The organism is Corynebacterium guaraldiae (genome assembly GCF_053480195.1).
Genome location: NZ_JBRBAU010000001.1, coordinates 50,637 through 65,984 on the forward strand (window position 1 = coordinate 50,637; position 15,348 = coordinate 65,984).

20 protein-coding genes are annotated in these 15,348 nt (G+C 60.7%); 11 read left to right on the forward strand and 9 right to left on the reverse strand.

Annotation, left to right across the window (positions count from 1 at the left end; genetic code table 11):
• The 5 genes from ACUY3D_RS00225 to rpmB all read right to left on the reverse strand — a co-directional run bounded on the left by ACUY3D_RS00225 (nucleotide 1) and on the right by rpmB (nucleotide 2,018).
• A complete protein-coding gene (locus ACUY3D_RS00225; protein ID WP_448240105.1) occupies nucleotides 1-795 on the reverse strand; it encodes a hypothetical protein in 795 nt (264 codons plus the stop codon).
• A gap of 240 nt (nucleotides 796-1,035) precedes the next feature.
• Nucleotides 1,036-1,290 carry a 30S ribosomal protein S18 gene (gene rpsR, locus ACUY3D_RS00230; RefSeq protein WP_010187626.1) on the reverse strand — a complete coding sequence of 85 codons (255 nt, stop codon included), beginning with the start codon at nucleotides 1,288-1,290 and terminating at the stop codon, nucleotides 1,036-1,038.
• A gap of 15 nt (nucleotides 1,291-1,305) precedes the next feature.
• Nucleotides 1,306-1,611: a 30S ribosomal protein S14 gene (rpsN, locus tag ACUY3D_RS00235; protein ID WP_010187625.1), complete on the reverse strand. Its 306-nt coding sequence runs from the start codon at nucleotides 1,609-1,611 to the stop codon at nucleotides 1,306-1,308.
• A 3-nt stretch (nucleotides 1,612-1,614) separates the two neighbouring features.
• Entirely contained in the window at nucleotides 1,615-1,779 is a 165-nt protein-coding gene (gene rpmG / locus ACUY3D_RS00240) for a 50S ribosomal protein L33 (protein ID WP_010187624.1), read from the reverse strand.
• Between the two features lie 2 nt (nucleotides 1,780-1,781).
• Complete coding sequence (gene rpmB / locus ACUY3D_RS00245) at nucleotides 1,782-2,018, reverse strand: 50S ribosomal protein L28 (RefSeq protein WP_005279911.1); 237 nt, start codon at nucleotides 2,016-2,018, stop codon at nucleotides 1,782-1,784.
• A gap of 474 nt (nucleotides 2,019-2,492) precedes the next feature.
• On the opposite strand from rpmB, the gene ACUY3D_RS00250 reads away from it, so the two are divergent.
• The 7 genes from ACUY3D_RS00250 (at nucleotide 2,493) to ACUY3D_RS00280 (ending at nucleotide 8,060) form a co-directional block, all read left to right on the forward strand.
• Nucleotides 2,493-2,762 carry a type B 50S ribosomal protein L31 gene (locus ACUY3D_RS00250; RefSeq protein ID WP_070520710.1) on the forward strand — a complete coding sequence of 90 codons (270 nt, stop codon included), beginning with the start codon at nucleotides 2,493-2,495 and terminating at the stop codon, nucleotides 2,760-2,762.
• Nucleotides 2,763-2,777: 15 nt separating this feature from the next.
• Nucleotides 2,778-2,951 carry a 50S ribosomal protein L32 gene (gene rpmF, locus ACUY3D_RS00255; protein ID WP_010187615.1) on the forward strand — a complete coding sequence of 58 codons (174 nt, stop codon included), beginning with the start codon at nucleotides 2,778-2,780 and terminating at the stop codon, nucleotides 2,949-2,951.
• Nucleotides 2,952-3,190: 239 nt separating this feature from the next.
• The gene (locus ACUY3D_RS00260) at nucleotides 3,191-3,889 is read left to right on the forward strand and encodes a response regulator transcription factor (protein WP_070520714.1); all 699 of its coding nucleotides are present in this window, start codon (nucleotides 3,191-3,193) and stop codon (nucleotides 3,887-3,889) included.
• A 158-nt stretch (nucleotides 3,890-4,047) separates the two neighbouring features.
• On the forward strand, nucleotides 4,048-5,496 hold the full coding sequence (locus ACUY3D_RS00265) for a HAMP domain-containing sensor histidine kinase (RefSeq protein ID WP_448240106.1): 1,449 nt from the start codon (nucleotides 4,048-4,050) through the stop codon (nucleotides 5,494-5,496).
• A 132-nt stretch (nucleotides 5,497-5,628) separates the two neighbouring features.
• Nucleotides 5,629-7,119, forward strand: coding sequence for a S1C family serine protease (locus ACUY3D_RS00270; protein ID WP_448240107.1), 1,491 nt, complete (start codon nucleotides 5,629-5,631; stop codon nucleotides 7,117-7,119).
• 108 nt (nucleotides 7,120-7,227) lie between these two features.
• Entirely contained in the window at nucleotides 7,228-7,821 is a 594-nt protein-coding gene (locus ACUY3D_RS00275; protein ID WP_448240108.1) for a MogA/MoaB family molybdenum cofactor biosynthesis protein, read from the forward strand.
• Nucleotides 7,821-8,060, forward strand: a complete 240-nt coding sequence (locus tag ACUY3D_RS00280) for a hypothetical protein (protein ID WP_070520730.1) — start codon at nucleotides 7,821-7,823, stop codon at nucleotides 8,058-8,060. The genes ACUY3D_RS00275 and ACUY3D_RS00280 overlap by 1 nt, the downstream gene beginning before the upstream one ends.
• Before the next feature lie 87 nt (nucleotides 8,061-8,147).
• Here the strand turns inward: ACUY3D_RS00280 and mscL are convergent, their stop codons facing one another.
• From mscL to ACUY3D_RS00295, 3 genes are all read right to left on the reverse strand, one after another.
• Entirely contained in the window at nucleotides 8,148-8,576 is a 429-nt protein-coding gene (gene mscL, locus ACUY3D_RS00285; RefSeq protein WP_070520733.1) for a large conductance mechanosensitive channel protein MscL, read from the reverse strand.
• A 374-nt stretch (nucleotides 8,577-8,950) separates the two neighbouring features.
• Complete coding sequence (locus tag ACUY3D_RS00290) at nucleotides 8,951-9,595, reverse strand: SAF domain-containing protein (protein ID WP_070531660.1); 645 nt, start codon at nucleotides 9,593-9,595, stop codon at nucleotides 8,951-8,953.
• A 55-nt stretch (nucleotides 9,596-9,650) separates the two neighbouring features.
• Entirely contained in the window at nucleotides 9,651-10,217 is a 567-nt protein-coding gene (locus ACUY3D_RS00295) for a 5-formyltetrahydrofolate cyclo-ligase (protein WP_070531661.1), read from the reverse strand.
• A 70-nt stretch (nucleotides 10,218-10,287) separates the two neighbouring features.
• On the opposite strand from ACUY3D_RS00295, the gene ACUY3D_RS00300 reads away from it, so the two are divergent.
• The 4 genes from ACUY3D_RS00300 to sepX all read left to right on the forward strand — a co-directional run bounded on the left by ACUY3D_RS00300 (nucleotide 10,288) and on the right by sepX (nucleotide 14,723).
• Nucleotides 10,288-11,217, forward strand: a complete 930-nt coding sequence (locus ACUY3D_RS00300) for a UTP--glucose-1-phosphate uridylyltransferase (protein WP_070520743.1) — start codon at nucleotides 10,288-10,290, stop codon at nucleotides 11,215-11,217.
• An 88-nt stretch (nucleotides 11,218-11,305) separates the two neighbouring features.
• Entirely contained in the window at nucleotides 11,306-12,598 is a 1,293-nt protein-coding gene (glp, locus tag ACUY3D_RS00305) for a molybdotransferase-like divisome protein Glp (protein WP_070520746.1), read from the forward strand.
• An 18-nt stretch (nucleotides 12,599-12,616) separates the two neighbouring features.
• Nucleotides 12,617-13,333: a GNAT family N-acetyltransferase gene (locus ACUY3D_RS00310; RefSeq protein WP_448240109.1), complete on the forward strand. Its 717-nt coding sequence runs from the start codon at nucleotides 12,617-12,619 to the stop codon at nucleotides 13,331-13,333.
• Nucleotides 13,334-13,493: 160 nt separating this feature from the next.
• Nucleotides 13,494-14,723, forward strand: coding sequence for a divisome protein SepX/GlpR (gene sepX / locus ACUY3D_RS00315; RefSeq protein WP_448240202.1), 1,230 nt, complete (start codon nucleotides 13,494-13,496; stop codon nucleotides 14,721-14,723).
• 3 nt (nucleotides 14,724-14,726) lie between these two features.
• Here the strand turns inward: sepX and ACUY3D_RS00320 are convergent, their stop codons facing one another.
• The gene (locus tag ACUY3D_RS00320; protein WP_448240110.1) at nucleotides 14,727-15,344 is read right to left on the reverse strand and encodes a DNA-3-methyladenine glycosylase I; all 618 of its coding nucleotides are present in this window, start codon (nucleotides 15,342-15,344) and stop codon (nucleotides 14,727-14,729) included.
• Between the last annotated feature and the right edge of the window lie 4 nt (nucleotides 15,345-15,348).

A 15,348-nucleotide genomic window follows, 5' to 3' on the forward strand; every position in this document is an offset into this window, starting at 1 on the left:
TCAGCTTTCACTACTGCCAACCACATTACCGTGCCGAATCATGATGGATTCAAAGGCAGCGGAGACTGTGCGGCACGCCGATCCATAGGCGGTGCGGTCCAGTGGAGGCAGATCCCCGAGCACGACACTGTGCTGGACGACGCCCTCGTACCACCGCCCCAACTCCAGCGCGATGCCCGTGCCCCAAGCGAGACTCAGGCCCTCCGCCTCCGCGGTGGTGAGCAGCTCACGCTCCACGCCGATGGCAAGACGGTCTTGGGTGGGGCGGGGCGCTGGTGCTGCCCAACGCGCGATGGCAGAAATGGGCGCCAGCAAAGAAAAACGAATGGACACATCGGCTAAACGATCGGGAAGCCCATCCACGAGCTTGAGCGGTGCTGGGCGCTGTGACACGGCCTCGGCGTAGAGCTCCTCCTCGCCGCCAGACCCTAGTGGGAGGCCAGCATCGGCACGGGTTGATGCGCAATCCTGTACCGCGCCGCAGGTCAAGCCGGCCTCGGTGATGAGCTTCTCGAGCTGCTCGTCAGTGCCTAACCACGTGATGGGTAGTGAGGGGAGGAGGTCGCCGCGGGCAGCGGCGCCGGTGAGGCGAACCGGGCTGGCGAGACCTGGAGAACGGACGATGTCCGTGACCACGCGAGAAAACCACGCAGCGAGTTCCACACCGTCTCCCCGGTGGGCAGTTGCGTTGCGCACCAAATCCTGCGCTTCTTCTAGCAAGCCGCGTGCATGGGCGGGGGACTGGCAGTGGGTAGCGAGTTCGCTGAGGTCTGTGAGTGATTCGTGCAGTGGCATAAAGGCTTAAGTTCCCTTTCCATCAGGGGCGTTCTAACCCTTCAATGTAGCACTCGGGGGTGCCAGCTCTGGCTAAGACAGGTGCGGTGCACGATCTCCAAGAGGACAGCGGAAAACGAAAGCCGCCGCCTACCATGCCCCTTAAACGGGGAGGTAGGCGGCGGCTTAAAAGCTCTTTTGTCCTGTCCTAGTGAGTCACGAGTACAGCGGCAAAAGTGCGCTGTTGAAACCAGCTAGTGTTTAGCGGGACGTGAACGGCAGGAGAGCCATTTCGCGAGCGTTCTTGACGGCAGTAGCAACCTGGCGCTGCTGCTGCGGGGTCAGACCGGTGACGCGACGGGAGCGGATCTTGCCACGATCGGAGATGAACAGACGCAGGGTCTTGATCTCCTTGTAGTCAACCTTCTCAATGCCCTCGGCCTTGAGCGGGTTCTTCTTCGGGCGACGGGTCTGCTCCATACGGAACTTCTTGTGATTATTACGCTTGACAGCCATTGTATGGGTACCCCTTTACCAGCTGGACTTGCGAACGCCCGGCAGCTCACCACGGTGAGCCATGCCGCGCATACGGACACGGGACAGACCGAACTTGCGGAGGTAACCGCGCGGACGTCCATCGGCGGAGTCGCGGTTACGGACGCGGACGCGAGCGGCGTCGCGCGGCTGACGGTTCAGCTCGAACTGCGCCTCGAGGCGCTCTTCGTCCGGGGTGTTCGGGTTCTTGATGATTGCCTTGAGCTCAGCGCGACGCTCCGCGTAGCGGGCGACGATTTCCTTGCGCTGCTCGTTCTTGGCGATCTTTGACTTCTTAGCCATAAATTATCGCTCCTCGCGGAATTCGACGTGCTTGCGGACGATCGGATCGAACTTCTTCAAGGTGATGCGATCCGGGTTGTTGCGCTTGTTCTTACGGGTCACGTAGGTGTAACCGGTGCCCGCAGTGGACTTCAGTTTGATGATTGGACGGATGTCATTACGTGCCATCTTTAGATCTTCTCCCCACGTGCGCGAATCTTGGCCACGACGGACTCGATGCCGTCACGGTCGATGATCTTCATGCCCTTGGTGGAAACATTCAGGGTGATGGTACGGCCCTCAGAGGGCAGGTAGTACCGACGACGCTGCACGTTGGGGTTCCAACGGCGCGAGGTGCGGCGGTGCGAGTGCGAGACCTGCTTGCCGAATTCCGGCTTGCGGCCCGTTACCTGGCAAATAGCCGACATGGGTCTTCTTTCTCCTAGCCGCCCACATCGAAAGCGACTAACGGAGTGCCTATATCCGCGGTGAGGCGCGGCGCTCTAAAAAGTGAGGTTGAGCAGGAGGCTTAATCCGTTGAACACCAGTTGATGGGGCGTAAAACGATTACTTTGACAACAGCAAGGGGAAATCTTACATGCCGCGGCCTGTAGAACCTAATCACCGCTGTCGTGCAACCCGGCTTTGATACCTATTATCCAAGCGCCATTTCCGTCGAAGGTGCTGGCGGGGTGATTGTTTTCGCTTGCCGTTGCGTTGCTCTGAGGAGTATGAACTGCGGCGATTTCGATTTTGATGCCTGCGGCCTGTAGGATGTTTCAAGTTGTCGGCGCGAGCCGCACGTTTGTAAGTATAGAGACCCAACTCGGGCACGATCCTTTCACGCTCTCACGCGTCACGGAAGGAACCGACCCGTAGTTCAACCCTGAGGGAATCGACATATGAAGAAAGACATCCACCCGGATTACCACCCGGTGGTCTTCAAGGACGCCGGTACCGGCCACTCCTTCCTGACCAAGTCCACCGCTACCTCCGAGCGCACCGTTGAGTGGGAAGACGGCAACGAGTACCCGCTCATCGTCGTCGACGTGACCGCTGAGTCCCACCCGTTCTGGACCGGTGCGCAGCGCGTTATGGATACCGCTGGCCGCGTTGAGAAGTTCAACCAGCGCTTCGGTGCAATGGCTCGCCGCAAGAAGAAGAACGCGTAAGGAGGATAGGAAAAGATGGCAACTCCTAAGTTTAAGAAGTCCCGCGCGAACACCCACTCTCGCCGTTCCCAGTGGAAGGCTGACAATGTCGCCCTCCAGGAAGTCACCATCGACGGTCAGACCGTGCGCATCCCGCGCCGCCTGGTCAAGGCTGCAAAGCTCGGCCTGGTTGACGTCGAGCAGTTCTAAGGCCTCTCAGGTCTTCAGTCTGTGACTGTAGCCCCGAAGATTCACCGCTTTGAGTGAATCTTCGGGGCTTTTGTCGTGCGCATGTAGTGCGCGCTCGCAGCGCTCCATGATTGCTAAGGCGTGGGCCGCCGAGGCGGCCTTGAATTTTTTGGGGAAACCAGCGGCCTAAGGGGGTATAAGGGGGCGAAAGAATGCGGCCTACTTCGTGAAAACGTCCTAGATAGGACATAATTGAGATTATGAAGATTCTTGTCGTGGATGACGAGCAGGCCGTACGTGAATCGCTTCGGCGCTCCCTGAAGTTTAATGGCTACGAGGTTGTGCTGGCCGCCGACGGCGTTCAGGCTGTCGAGATGGTTCACAGTGATAACCCCGAGCTACTGATCCTCGATGTGATGATGCCGAACATGGACGGCCTTGAAGTCTGCCGCACCCTGCGCAGCGAAGGCTGGGACCGCCCCATTCTCGTGCTGACGGCTCGTGATGGCGTGTCCGATCGCGTTGCAGGTCTCGATGCTGGCGCCGACGATTACCTGCCCAAGCCATTTGCGCTGGAGGAGCTTTTGGCTCGCGTGCGTTCTTTGGTTCGGCGTGCCGCTGCGGACTCCATCGGGGCGAAGCAGCCGGTTGAGACGCAGCTAAGCTTCGAGGACCTCAAGCTTGATGCAGATACGCGTGAAGTTACTCGCGGCGACCGTCCAATTTCCCTGACCCGTACCGAGTTTGCTCTCCTGCGTTTATTGATGGAGAACCCCCGCAAGGTGCTCTCCCGCAACACCATCTTGGAAGAAGTGTGGGGCTATGATTTCCCCACCTCCGGAAATGCGCTTGAAGTCTACATTGGCTATCTCCGCAAAAAGACCGAGGAGAATGGTGAGCCGCGTCTTATCCACACCGTGCGCGGTGTTGGCTATGTCATGAGGGAGGCTATCGCGTGATTTTGCGGAGGCCCGCGCCTGATGCGGTGCCTTCTGAAGACCTGGATACCACTGCGTGGTTAGGCCGCTCAGGCCGACGCGGCTGGGCTTCACGGGCGCCGCTTCGGTGGCGCCTTTCTTTGGTTACCGGTGTTGTTGTTGCCTTCTCCGTGGCAGTAATGACGTTTGTGACCTATTGGCTTGTCGCGGCTTCGATGACGGCGAGCGCCGATAAGCAGATTATGCAGCAAGCCGACGTACTCATACAGCAGGCGCAGGATCCGGCCTTTGTGGAGAACATCGACCAGGAAATTTCCTCATTCAAGCTCTATAACCCCTCGACTCGGATCTCAATCTCCCCACCGTCGGCCGCGTTTGCATTTGGTGACGCACTGCCCGTGGGCGGCGATTTTAAGCCCGACGGGGACACTATGGAAAGCTCCATCCGCACTTTGGGTGGGGAGCGCGTGCTGGCTAAGCATGAGGACGGCGGGACCACGGTAGTCCTAGCTAAGGACCTAGGGCCGACCGAGGAAATCGTTTCCGCGGTGGGCTCGGCTCTGCTCATTATCGTGGCGTTCGGCGTGCTGCTTTCCGTCTTCGCGGGAATGGTGGTGTCCAAGACCGGTATGGAACCCATCGCGCGCCTCAAGCGCGCGGCAGATTATGTGACGCAGACTAATGACTTGCGGCCGATTGCGGTGGAGAGCAATGACGAGATGTCGCAGCTGACGGTGTCCTTCAACCGAATGCTGTCTGCCCTGCAGCATGCGCGCGTGCAGCAATCGCAGTTCGTGGCAGATGCCGGCCACGAGTTGAAGACGCCGCTAACTTCCATGCGTACCAATATCGAGCTGCTCATGATGCTGAATAAATCCGGCGGCGGATTCGGCATCAGCGAGGAAGATCGTCGTGATTTGGAAGACGACGTGATGGCGCAGATGTCGGAGTTGTCGACCCTGATCGGTGATCTCGTGGACTTGGCACGCGAAGATGCCACTGAGAAGGAACCGGAACCGGTCGAGCTGCACGAGGTCCTGGAGAATTCCCTTAATCGTGCCAAGCGCCGGCGCCCTGACGTGGACTTCCGCGTGAGGTTTATTCCGTGGATGTTGGATGGTGACCCATTTGCCTTGGGGCGTGCCACGCTCAATCTCATGGATAACGCCGCGAAGTGGTCGCCGCCGACGGGTACCGTGCGCGTGTCCATGCGGCAAGTGGCAGAGGACAAGGTGTGCCTGCGTGTGGATGACTCGGGTCCCGGTATCGCGCCCGAGGAGCGCGACAAGGTGTTCGAGCGTTTCTACCGTTCGGCCGAAGCTCGTGCAATGCCTGGTTCCGGATTGGGCTTGGCCATCGTGAAATCCGTCGTTGAGCGGCACAATGGAGAGATCACCATTAAGGATTCCGCGGACGGTGGAACACGCATGGAGGTTATCCTGCCGGGGCATCCCACCGAGGGGGATGCCATGGTGGATGGACTGGAAGAAATTCCGAACGAGTTTCAGCCAGAATCCTTCGATGCGCAAGAAGCAGAGGAGACATCTCAGGAGCCAGCCGAGGAGCACTCGGAGAACCCACACGACCGGGGGCATATCTTTGCAGAGCGGTGGTTTAACCAAAGCTAGTCTGCAAAGTATCGCCCCAGTTCAGTGCGCACAGGAAATGTACAGCTTTTCCTAGCACACTGGCAGAGCAGAGACAGATACACCCCAGCGCAATGGTGCACACTACCTGACATGAATATGAGGAATTCGAACATGGATAATCCCATGGATACCCCGCAGAACTCTGATGGACGGGGACAAGCACAGCAGCAGGGCGGGGCGCCTTCTGCGGGTAGCTCATCAAACGGCTGGAATCAGCCGCGCTCGGACTCGTGGGCACAGGGAAGGCAGCAAGCACCCTACGGTGCACAGGGCGGGCAGGGAAGCCCATCGTCGTTTGGTACTCAGCCCTCTCAGGCTTCAAACGCGGGGCAAGCACCGTATGGCGGCTCAACTTATGGCTTCGGTCAGCAAAGCCAGGTGCGACAGAGCACAGCGCAACCATATGCAGGACAGCGCTACGGTGCTGCGTCCGAGGGGAATCAGAACGAACACTTCGCTGGTCAGCCAGGCGCAGGCGCGCACGTCGTGGAGCCGGGAAGCGAACCGAAGAACAAGCGCAAAGTAGGAATGGGCACCGCGTTGGCGATGATGCTCGTTGCATTCATTGCAGCTGGCGGCGTCACCGGTGCCGTGGTTGGCAAAGCCGGTGACGATAAATCCTCCACCTCGACGGTCAACGAGGTTCTCGAGCGCCAGCCGGTGGCCAATAGCACCGGTAACGAGCCGGCCGCTGGCTCTGTGGAGGACGTAGCATCGAAGGTTTTGCCGTCGGTGGTGTCGATCTACTCCATGACCCGCTCTGGCGGCGCCGAGGGCTCCGGCTCAATTATCTCCCCGGATGGTTATGTGCTGACCAACCACCACGTGGTTGCTGGCGCGGATCAAGGCGGGAGACTCGAAGTGACGATGAATGATGGTTCGCGCCATAGCGCTACGTTTGTCGCGTCCGATGCGACGACAGACGTCGGGGTCATCAAAATCGACGACGTCAGCGATCTTCCTTTCCTCCAGTTTGGTGATTCGGACGCGGCCGCAGTGGGGCAGGAGGTAGTTGCCGTTGGCTCCCCGCTGGGGCTCAACGCCACGGTGACGTCCGGAATTGTGTCGGCCAAGAACCGCCCAGTGCGTGCGTCACAGGAAGGTGGGGAGTCCTCGCTTATCGACGCCATCCAGACCGACGCAGCCGTCAACCCCGGTAACTCCGGCGGTCCCTTGGTGGATATGGAGGGCAACATCATTGGCATGAACTCGATGATCGCCTCGCTATCTGGCGGTTCGAATGCCGAAGGCGGCTCCATCGGCCTGGGCTTCGCCATCCCCTCAAATTTTGCTAAGCGGATGGCCGATGAGCTCATCAATAACGGCAAGGTCAAGCATCCCACGTTGGGCGTTAAGGTCCGTGCGCAGAGCGATACCCTTGGCGCGGAAATCGTTGATGTGGAATCTGGCAGCCCAGCTGATAAGGCAGGACTGAAGTCCGGTGATGTGGTCACTCGCGTCAACGACCGGCTCATTGAAAGCTCCGATGCCCTGATTGCGGCAACCCGCTCGCAGGAATTTGGGGCAACCGTGACACTGGAAGTTAAGGGCCGCGACAACGAAGACGTGAGAAAGGTAGAGGTAACGCTGGCGAGCGAGTAAGTTTACAAATACTCGGGCGGTGCGCAAGCACCGCGTGAATACCGCACCCTGACACCTTTTAAGCAACTACTTCCGGAAGATTCCGTCCCACCTTTAAGGAGAACCTCCGTGGCAGACAACACCGACGCAACTGAGCTGTTGGGGCGCGATGCCTCACACGAACTTGATGATGTTACCGAGCCCGATGACGCCTTCCTCATTGCGAGCGAGCAAGAACAAAGCGTTCAGGCGCCGCGTCGCGCGCTCGTCGTGATCGTTACCGACCACCCAGATGAGTCAACGGATGACACATCGCGTTTGGCGGGTGAATTGCTGGCCGAAGCCGATTTCACCTTCGACGGCGCAGTGATTGTTCGCTCCAAGAAATCCAAAATCCGACAGGCGATTGAAACCGGTGTGGTCGGGGGAGTTGACCTCGTATTGACTATCGGTGGCACGGGCGTTGGCCCCCGCGATAAAACTCCTGAGGCAACCCGCGCGGTGCTGGATCAAATGGTTCCGGGCGTGGCGCAGGCGCTGCGCTCTTCCGGCCAGGCATGCGGCGCGGTGGATGCCTGCACCTCCCGCGGTATTTCAGGAGTGTCCGGTTCGACGGTCATCGTCAACGTGGCTTCGTCCCGCGCGGCGGTGCGCGATGGCATGGCAACCTTGACGCCTTTGGTGCATCATCTAGTTGATCAGCTGCAGAAATCCAGCGTCTAATGGCTGATTCCGCACCACGTGCCCGCCGTCGTCGTGCTCAGCGCCCGTCGACCGCCCAGAATTATGACCGCAGCTTCGACGTGCCCGGCGGGCCAGTATCGCAGGCGGCTGGTACCTCTGCTGGGGCTGGCGCCGATGAGCTGCGCATCGTAAGCCTTGATGGCAACAGCGAAGACGAAGTCACCGGTGAGGCTTTCTACCGCGAGAATATGCCGCCGCACTTTGGTACTACGCAGTAGCGCGTCGAGGGCCTAGAGCGCATAAGGAAATCCCGCAGAGCTTCAGCATTGTGCTGGCTCTGCGGGATTGCAGGTTTTGCTTGTGAATTAGAAGCTGGAACCTGGCTTCTCAGTGGTGGTGCCACCGTTCTCAGCAGCGAGCAGGTCGCGGATCTCAGCGAGCAGCTGCTCGGCGGTCGGAGCCGGCTCCTCCGGGTCAACACCCTGGCGGCGCTTAGCGTGCTCGGTGACGGCATTGAGCGGAGCGACAATGACGAAGTAGATGACGGCAGCGACGATCAGGAAGTTGATGAGTGCCGTGATGACCGCACCAAAGTCAAGGAAGGTCTCGGGATTGTCGGTAATCGCGAAGCCCAGGCCACCGAAGTCCGGGGAACCGAAGGAGTTGATCAGCGGCTGGATGAGGTGGTCCGTGATGGAGGTAACGATTGCGGTGAATGCAGCACCGATGATGACGGCCACGGCCAGCTCGATGACGTTGCCGCGCAAGATGAAATCTTTAAAGCCCTTAAGCATGGGAATATGTCCTTTTCTGCGGAGTAAATGCTTCTTCGGTAGTGCGCGGCTGCGGCGCAGCGCGCGGTGAGAGAACCAACGCTGTTCAATGAGGCGGTACCTAGCACGTGATGAGCCGGAAGGGGCCGAAAGGAGCGAGATTCTTGAAGCGGTAGGAGTGCCTACTTAGGAAGAAGCATCGGGGGAAATTGCTGGAATAGAAAAGACCACTGTTGAGCGCTCACAGCATGCGTTGCCACGACGTTGTGAGACAGGAAAGACACACAAACATTAGCGCCTGAGTGGATGCGCCCATACTAGGCAGAGATTGTTGGTGGTGGCAACATCCCGCGGCACCATTGATGCGCAAACGCGGCGATCTTCACAGTGTCATCTTAATTGTGGGCACGGTCGCCCACGATGACGACCGTGAGCGGTTGCGCAAGGGAAGCGGCAGCGACGTCCTCGGCCGCCTCGGCGGGGAGGGCAACGAGCAACGATTGTGTGCGTGCATCATCTCCGCCTGTTCCTACCGACACGACGCGAGCGCCACGGGCAATAGTCTTTCCGCGTGCGGGGGCGGTACCGTCGGGCCCATCCTCGACCGTGCCGACGATGTTGACCGTATCTCCATGGTGGAGATTACGAGAAATCTCCGGCTCAGCCAGCGTAAGCGGGATGAGGTGGCCGTTGTCCATACCGAAATCTGCGACGAGATCTGAGCTGAGTAGGCGAGTTGTGGTCAAGATTTCGCCAGCGCTCGCGGCCGCTACCAGCACGCGTCCCACGGCATCCTCTGGGTTATTTCCCAACGCCGTGGCGGGAAGAGCGGAGGAGGGGACGCGGGCCACGGAGACATCGCCAAGCGCTAGCGTCTCCCCGGCCGCCACGTCCCGGGCCATGACCACGACGCGGGGCTGCTCACGCGTGGAAGCGAGCGCACTGGCCGCGGCGGTCACGAGCAGGACAGCTGCGATAACGCGGCGCAGGAACACGCTGCGGCGATGTCCCGGGGTGCGCAGAACATGTAGAAAATCCATACCTTCTTAGACTGCGCGTGGCGCCGCGTGGTTCCCGGGCGGGGCCCGAAAGCGATTAAAGCCAGCGCAACCCGCGCTCGGTCAGGACGCCATCGACTGGACGGTCGTGCTCATCGAAGGGGACATCGCGGATCTCGCTGGAATGCACCAAGGCGACGACAGGCGGGCGCCCAGTGGGGAGAGGCGTGAGCGCGCGGTCGTAATACCCTGCCCCCTTGCCCAAGCGCATGCCTGATTCGCTGACTGCCATCGCGGGCGCGAGGATGAGATCGAGCTGGGCCAGGATTTCGCTGCTGTGGCGCTGGCCGACGGGCTCCGCAATCCCCAGCGCCCCCGGGCGCATGGCCTGTGGGCCGGTATATAGCGTCCACAAAAGCTCCCCGTCTGCACCGGAAATAGGCAGGTAAACCTCTTTGCAGAGCTGTGCCACGGTATCTACGAAGCTGGGGCCGCCCGGCTCTGTGCCCAGTGGGTGGTAGGCGGCAATGCGCATCGCGGGAGTCAGGAGCTCTCTCACACCAGCACACCACGCGGCGTTGTCGTCAGTTCGCTGTTCAGAGGTGCGTTCGCGGCGGGCGCTAAGGAGTGAGGCTCTTAAGGCGTCCTTGGGGGAGGTCGTCATGGTTGTTAATCATAATGTGACGGCGTAGCGCAGCGCAGGAGAGCGGTGGGTGCATTGTAAAGTGGAACTTATGGCTATTGCACACGAGGATTCCCACACCGGGATCGCTACGGTCGTTGTCCCCGCTGCTGGCATGGGCACTCGCTTCCTGCCTGCCACCAAGACCGTGCCCAAGGAGCTGCTCCCCGTCGTTGATACGCCGGGCATCGAGCTTATTGCGGAAGAGGCCGCTTCGGTTGGTGCTCAGCGCCTCGCGGTGATCACTGCACCAAACAAGCAAGAAGTGATGCGGCACTTCGAGGAGTTTCCGGATCTGGTTGAGACACTCGACGCCCGCGGCAAAGACGAGCAGGTTGCTAAGGTCAAGCGCGCCGCCCAGCTGATTCACCCGATTTCGGTGGAGCAGGAAAAGCCGCTGGGCTTGGGCCACGCGGTGGGCTTGGCGGAATCCGTGCTCGAGGATGACGAGGAATTCTTCGCCGTCATGCTACCGGATGACATTGTTCTGCCCGCCACCGTCATGGGGGAGATGGCCCGTGTTCGCGCAGCTCTAGGCGGCAGCGTGCTGTGCGCCTTTGAGGTCGCGCGCGAGGAGACCTTTAACTACGGTGTGTTCGACGTCGAAGACACCGACGCGCCGGGAGTGAAGAAGGTTGTGGGCATGGTGGAGAAGCCGGATCCGGCTGATGCGCCGTCTAACCTTGTGGCCACCGGGCGCTACCTGCTCGACAGGAAGATCTTTGATGCGCTTCGCCGTATCAAGCCGGGCAAGGGTGGAGAGCTGCAGTTGACCGATGCCATCGAGCTCCTCATCAAGGAGGGACACCCGGTTCACGTCGTAGTTCACCAAGGCAAGCGTCACGACCTTGGCAACCCGGGCGGTTATATCCCAGCCAACGTGGACTTTGGTCTGCGCGATGAGAAATACGGTCCTGCGCTCTACAAGGCGATTAAGAAGATTGTGGAGGATTACGAAGAAGAAAACGGGCTGAAGGGCTAAGTCTTGACGCACCAAGCGCGCTAAGCTCTACTCCAGTAACTTCCATCCCTTTAGGCCCCACATACCCCAGAGCAAAGGTAGGCGGTACATGCGTTCGGTCGATGACCAGATGGCGTTCATTCTTGATGCAGCGATGACTCCGGAGCCGGTACGCATCGCCATCGCGAATGCGCTGGGTCTCAAGTGCGCGGAGGAGGTGCAGGCTAATCAGCCGCTGCCGGGCTTCCCGCAGGCGGCGATTGATGGCTACGCCGTGCGTGCCGTGGACGTCGGGGGAGAAAAAGCCCTCAAGGCGCGCACTCGCCACGACGCTGAGGATGCGGATGCTCCTGCCTCGGAGACTGAGATTGAGCGCTCGCTTCCGGTGGTGGGGGAGGTGCCTGCAGGCTCGCGCCAGCCTTTGCGTTTGCAGCCTAAGCAGGCGGTGCGGGTGTATACGGGCGCGCCTTTGCCCACGCTTGCCGACGCCGTCCTTCCCCTCGAGTGGACCGACCGCGGACGCAAGCGCGTGACCTCGCACCGGCCAGTGCGTTCGGGAGACTTCGTGCGCCGTGTGGGCGATGACATCCAACCCGGCGATGTGGCAGTGTCCTCTGGAACTGTCTTGGGGCCGGCGCAGATTGGCCTGCTCGCGGCGGTGGGGCGCTCGAAGGTGCTGGCGTACCCACGCCCGCGCGTGACCATCGTCTCTTACGGCAAGGAGCTTGTCGACGTCGACCGTGAGCCCGGCCTGGGCCAAGTCTTCGACGTGAACTCTTACTCACTCGCAGCGGCCGCGAAGGAGGCCGGCGCGGACGTGCATCGCGTCGGCATTGCTGCCGGTGAGCCGCGCCGCGTGCGGGAGGCCTTGGAGACTTACCTGGCGCGCAGCGAGGTGCTGGTGATTTCCGGTGCCGTGGGCGGTGCGGGGGCGGATGAAATCCGCGAAGTCCTCGATGAGCTGGGGGATGTCGATACTACTCGTGTGGCAATGCACCCCGGTTCGGTCCAAGGTTTTGGTCTGTTGGGGGAGGAGCGCATCCCCACCTTCCTGTTGCCTTCGAACCCCGTGTCTGCGCTCGTCATCTTCGAGGTTTTTGTGCGCCCGCTGATTCGGTTGTCCCTAGGCAAGCGCAGCGGTCAGCGTCGCGTCGTACGCGCACGCGTGCTCAACCACATGGAGTCCCGCCCGGGCCGTCGCGGATACATCCGTGCCCGGCTGATGCGTGACGCCGAGACCTCCGATTACCTCGTGGAAGGGCTAGGTGGCGCGGCGGGCGCGCCGGCGCACCTGCTCGCCGGGTTGTCAGAGGCGAACGCTATGATTCGCATCCCGGAGGAGGTCACCGAGATCCGCCCGGGAGATGTGGTCGACGTCCTCTTCCTGACCCAACGAAGCTAGCCGGCAGCTACGCACGCCATGCTTGATCCTTTTGGTACTGCCGCAGGGCGGTTTTCCACTCCCGCCAGCGGTGAGGCTCACCCCGAGCATCCGGGGTGGCCTGAGGCGACCCCTGCTGTGCGGCTGCGAGGTTCCAGCGTCTTCCCGCACGGAGCGACGGTGCGCCTGCGCCCGCTGTTGCGTCGGGATGGTGAGGCGTGGCGGCAGCAGCGCATGGCGGATCGGGATTTTCTTAAGCCCGTGGAACCTACGCTGCCGACGTCATGGGATGCGGCGCATTCGCAGTCTGCGTGGTGGAATCACCTGATGTTTTTGCGCGATTCTGCCCGCGTTGGAACGGTGGTGCCGCTCGTCATTGACGTCGATGGGCAATTTCGAGGCCAATTAACCCTGGGAAATATTCAACACGGAGGGGTCAGTGAATGCTGGATAGGCTATTGGGTCCATTCCGGGGTACACGGCGCAGGCGTGGCCACCGTTGCGTGCGCCCTCGGCGTGGACCACGCTTTTTACCGCGTGGGGCTGCACAGAGTCACCGCCACCTACCTGCCGGAGAACCCTGCTTCGGGCAAGGTGCTACACAACAATGGCTTTCGGGATGAGGGATTTCTGCGCCGCAACTTACACATTGACGGCGCATGGCGGGACCACCACTTCTTGGCGCTCAATCGTGAGGATTTTGCCTCGAGCGCGGTGGCGCGCCTGCATGCGGCGGGGCGGATCCTCGGCCTCTAGATCGCGCTTGGATTAGTTCAACTACCTCTGTTTTCACTTAAGTAACAACCTTGTAATTTATGGGCTCGTTGATGCCCATGGAGCCGGTGTGGGCGGCTAGAGTAGGGGCCTAGTTATATTCCCTTTTCGTCGACCCCTGAAAGTGGGACACAGCCGCATGATGACTGCCGTGCCGATCATTCTCGTAATCGTGTTGTGGCTCTTCATCCTCGCCCCGTTGCTTTTGCGTTCGCAGCGTCCGATGAGCCACACGGGTGAGGCCTTTGAAGAGACTCGCGTGCTCTTCGAAGGTGATTCCGGCTCTGTGCCGGGCCGTCGCAAGCCGCGCCTGGGCAAGGAAGATATCCGCCCGCGCGCCCAGGCAGGAACGGGGGCTGCAGCGGACGAAGCGGAGTACGAGCTGGTGGAGGTCGAAGGCGTAAGCGAGGATTCGCAGTCCTCCCGCGCTGAAACCGCTACCTCTGATGAAGCTACTTCGGACGTCGCGGAGACGATTGACGGCGAGGTTGTTGAGGAAGACGCCGTTGAAGAGGACTTCGAGCTCGAAGCGGAGCCCGCCCACGTCGCCGAGGCCGAGCAGGAAGCAGGACAGGACACCAAGGACGTTGAAGCAGATGCTGCTGAAGTGTTTACAGCCCCAGCCAATGCTGAGGTGGCGGAGGATGCTTATGACTTCGATGATGCCTACACTTCTCCGGTCGATTTGATGTACCCGGGTGCTATTGACGCTGTGGAGGAGGCGCTGACGACGCCCAACGCCGAGGATTCAGATGGGGCTGATGATGCTCCCGACGCGGAAAAATCCACGGCGGCGGAAAGCGAGAACGCTGATGCCGCGGAGCTGAACGCCGAGGACTCTGAGGCCGGCGGCAGCGATACCGAGCTGTCTGAGGACGAGCTCGCCTTCGCACAGCGCCGCCTTGGCCGCGGCGGCTGGGATCCGGTGAAGGAGAAGGAAGCTTCTGCCACGCGTTACCAGCGCCGTCAGCGTACGCTCATCGGGTTGGCGGTAGCAGTGGTAGCTACGGTATGCCTCGGCATCGTCGTGGGCGGATGGACGTGGTGGCTGGCGGCTATCGCTGGTGTTATGACCACGGTTTACCTGGTGGCGCTGCGCGCCCAGGTGCGTCGTGAACGGGAGCTGCTGCGGCGCCGCATTTACCACCTACGCCGCGCCCGCCTCGGAGTGCGTAACGCGGAGAACCCCGCCGAGTCGCTTCCGCCGAAGCTGCGCCGCCCGGGCGCGCTCATCCTGGAAATCGATGATGAAAGCCCGGACTTTGACTACCTTCCGGTGTACTCGGAGGATGATTCCGACGGTGGGTTTGACGGTCCTCATCCCACCCCGCGCCAGCGGCGTGATGATTTGGCGGAGCGTCGAGTTGGCTAAGAGCTAGGCCGGCCACACACCGGATGTGCCGCGACGGTGCGAGCCCACGAGGTGGGCATCGACCATGCCGATGGCCTCCATGAGTGAGAAGCACGTTACTGGGCCGACAAACTTGAACCCGGCCTTCTTTAAAGCCTTGGACATGTCCAAGGCTTCTTGCGTGTATTTAGGGATGTCTTCTTCGCGCTCCGGCGTGATGGTCTCTTCCGGCAAGAAGCTCCAGATGAACTCATCGAGTCCGCCCTGCTCTCTTAAGGCCACCGTGGCCTTCGCGTTGGCGAGTACCGCATTGATCTTGAGGCGGTTCCGGATGATTCCAGGATTATTCATCAGGCGCTCCACTTCCTCCTCGCCGAAGCTTGCCAGAAGGTCAGCATCAAACCCCACGAAAGCGGCGCGGAAGGCTTCGCGTTTGCGCAGAACGATCTCCCAGCTCAACCCAGCCTGGAAGCCCTCCAAACAGAGGCGCTCTAGCAGTGCGGATTCCTCATGGATGGGCATACCCCATTCGGTGTCGTAGTACTCCTTGAGGAGTGGGGAGGTCATTGCCCAAGCAGGGCGGCCGAGCCCCGCGGAGTCAAAAACAAGTCTCGTATCGTTTGCCATCTTTGTACTAGTCATGCCT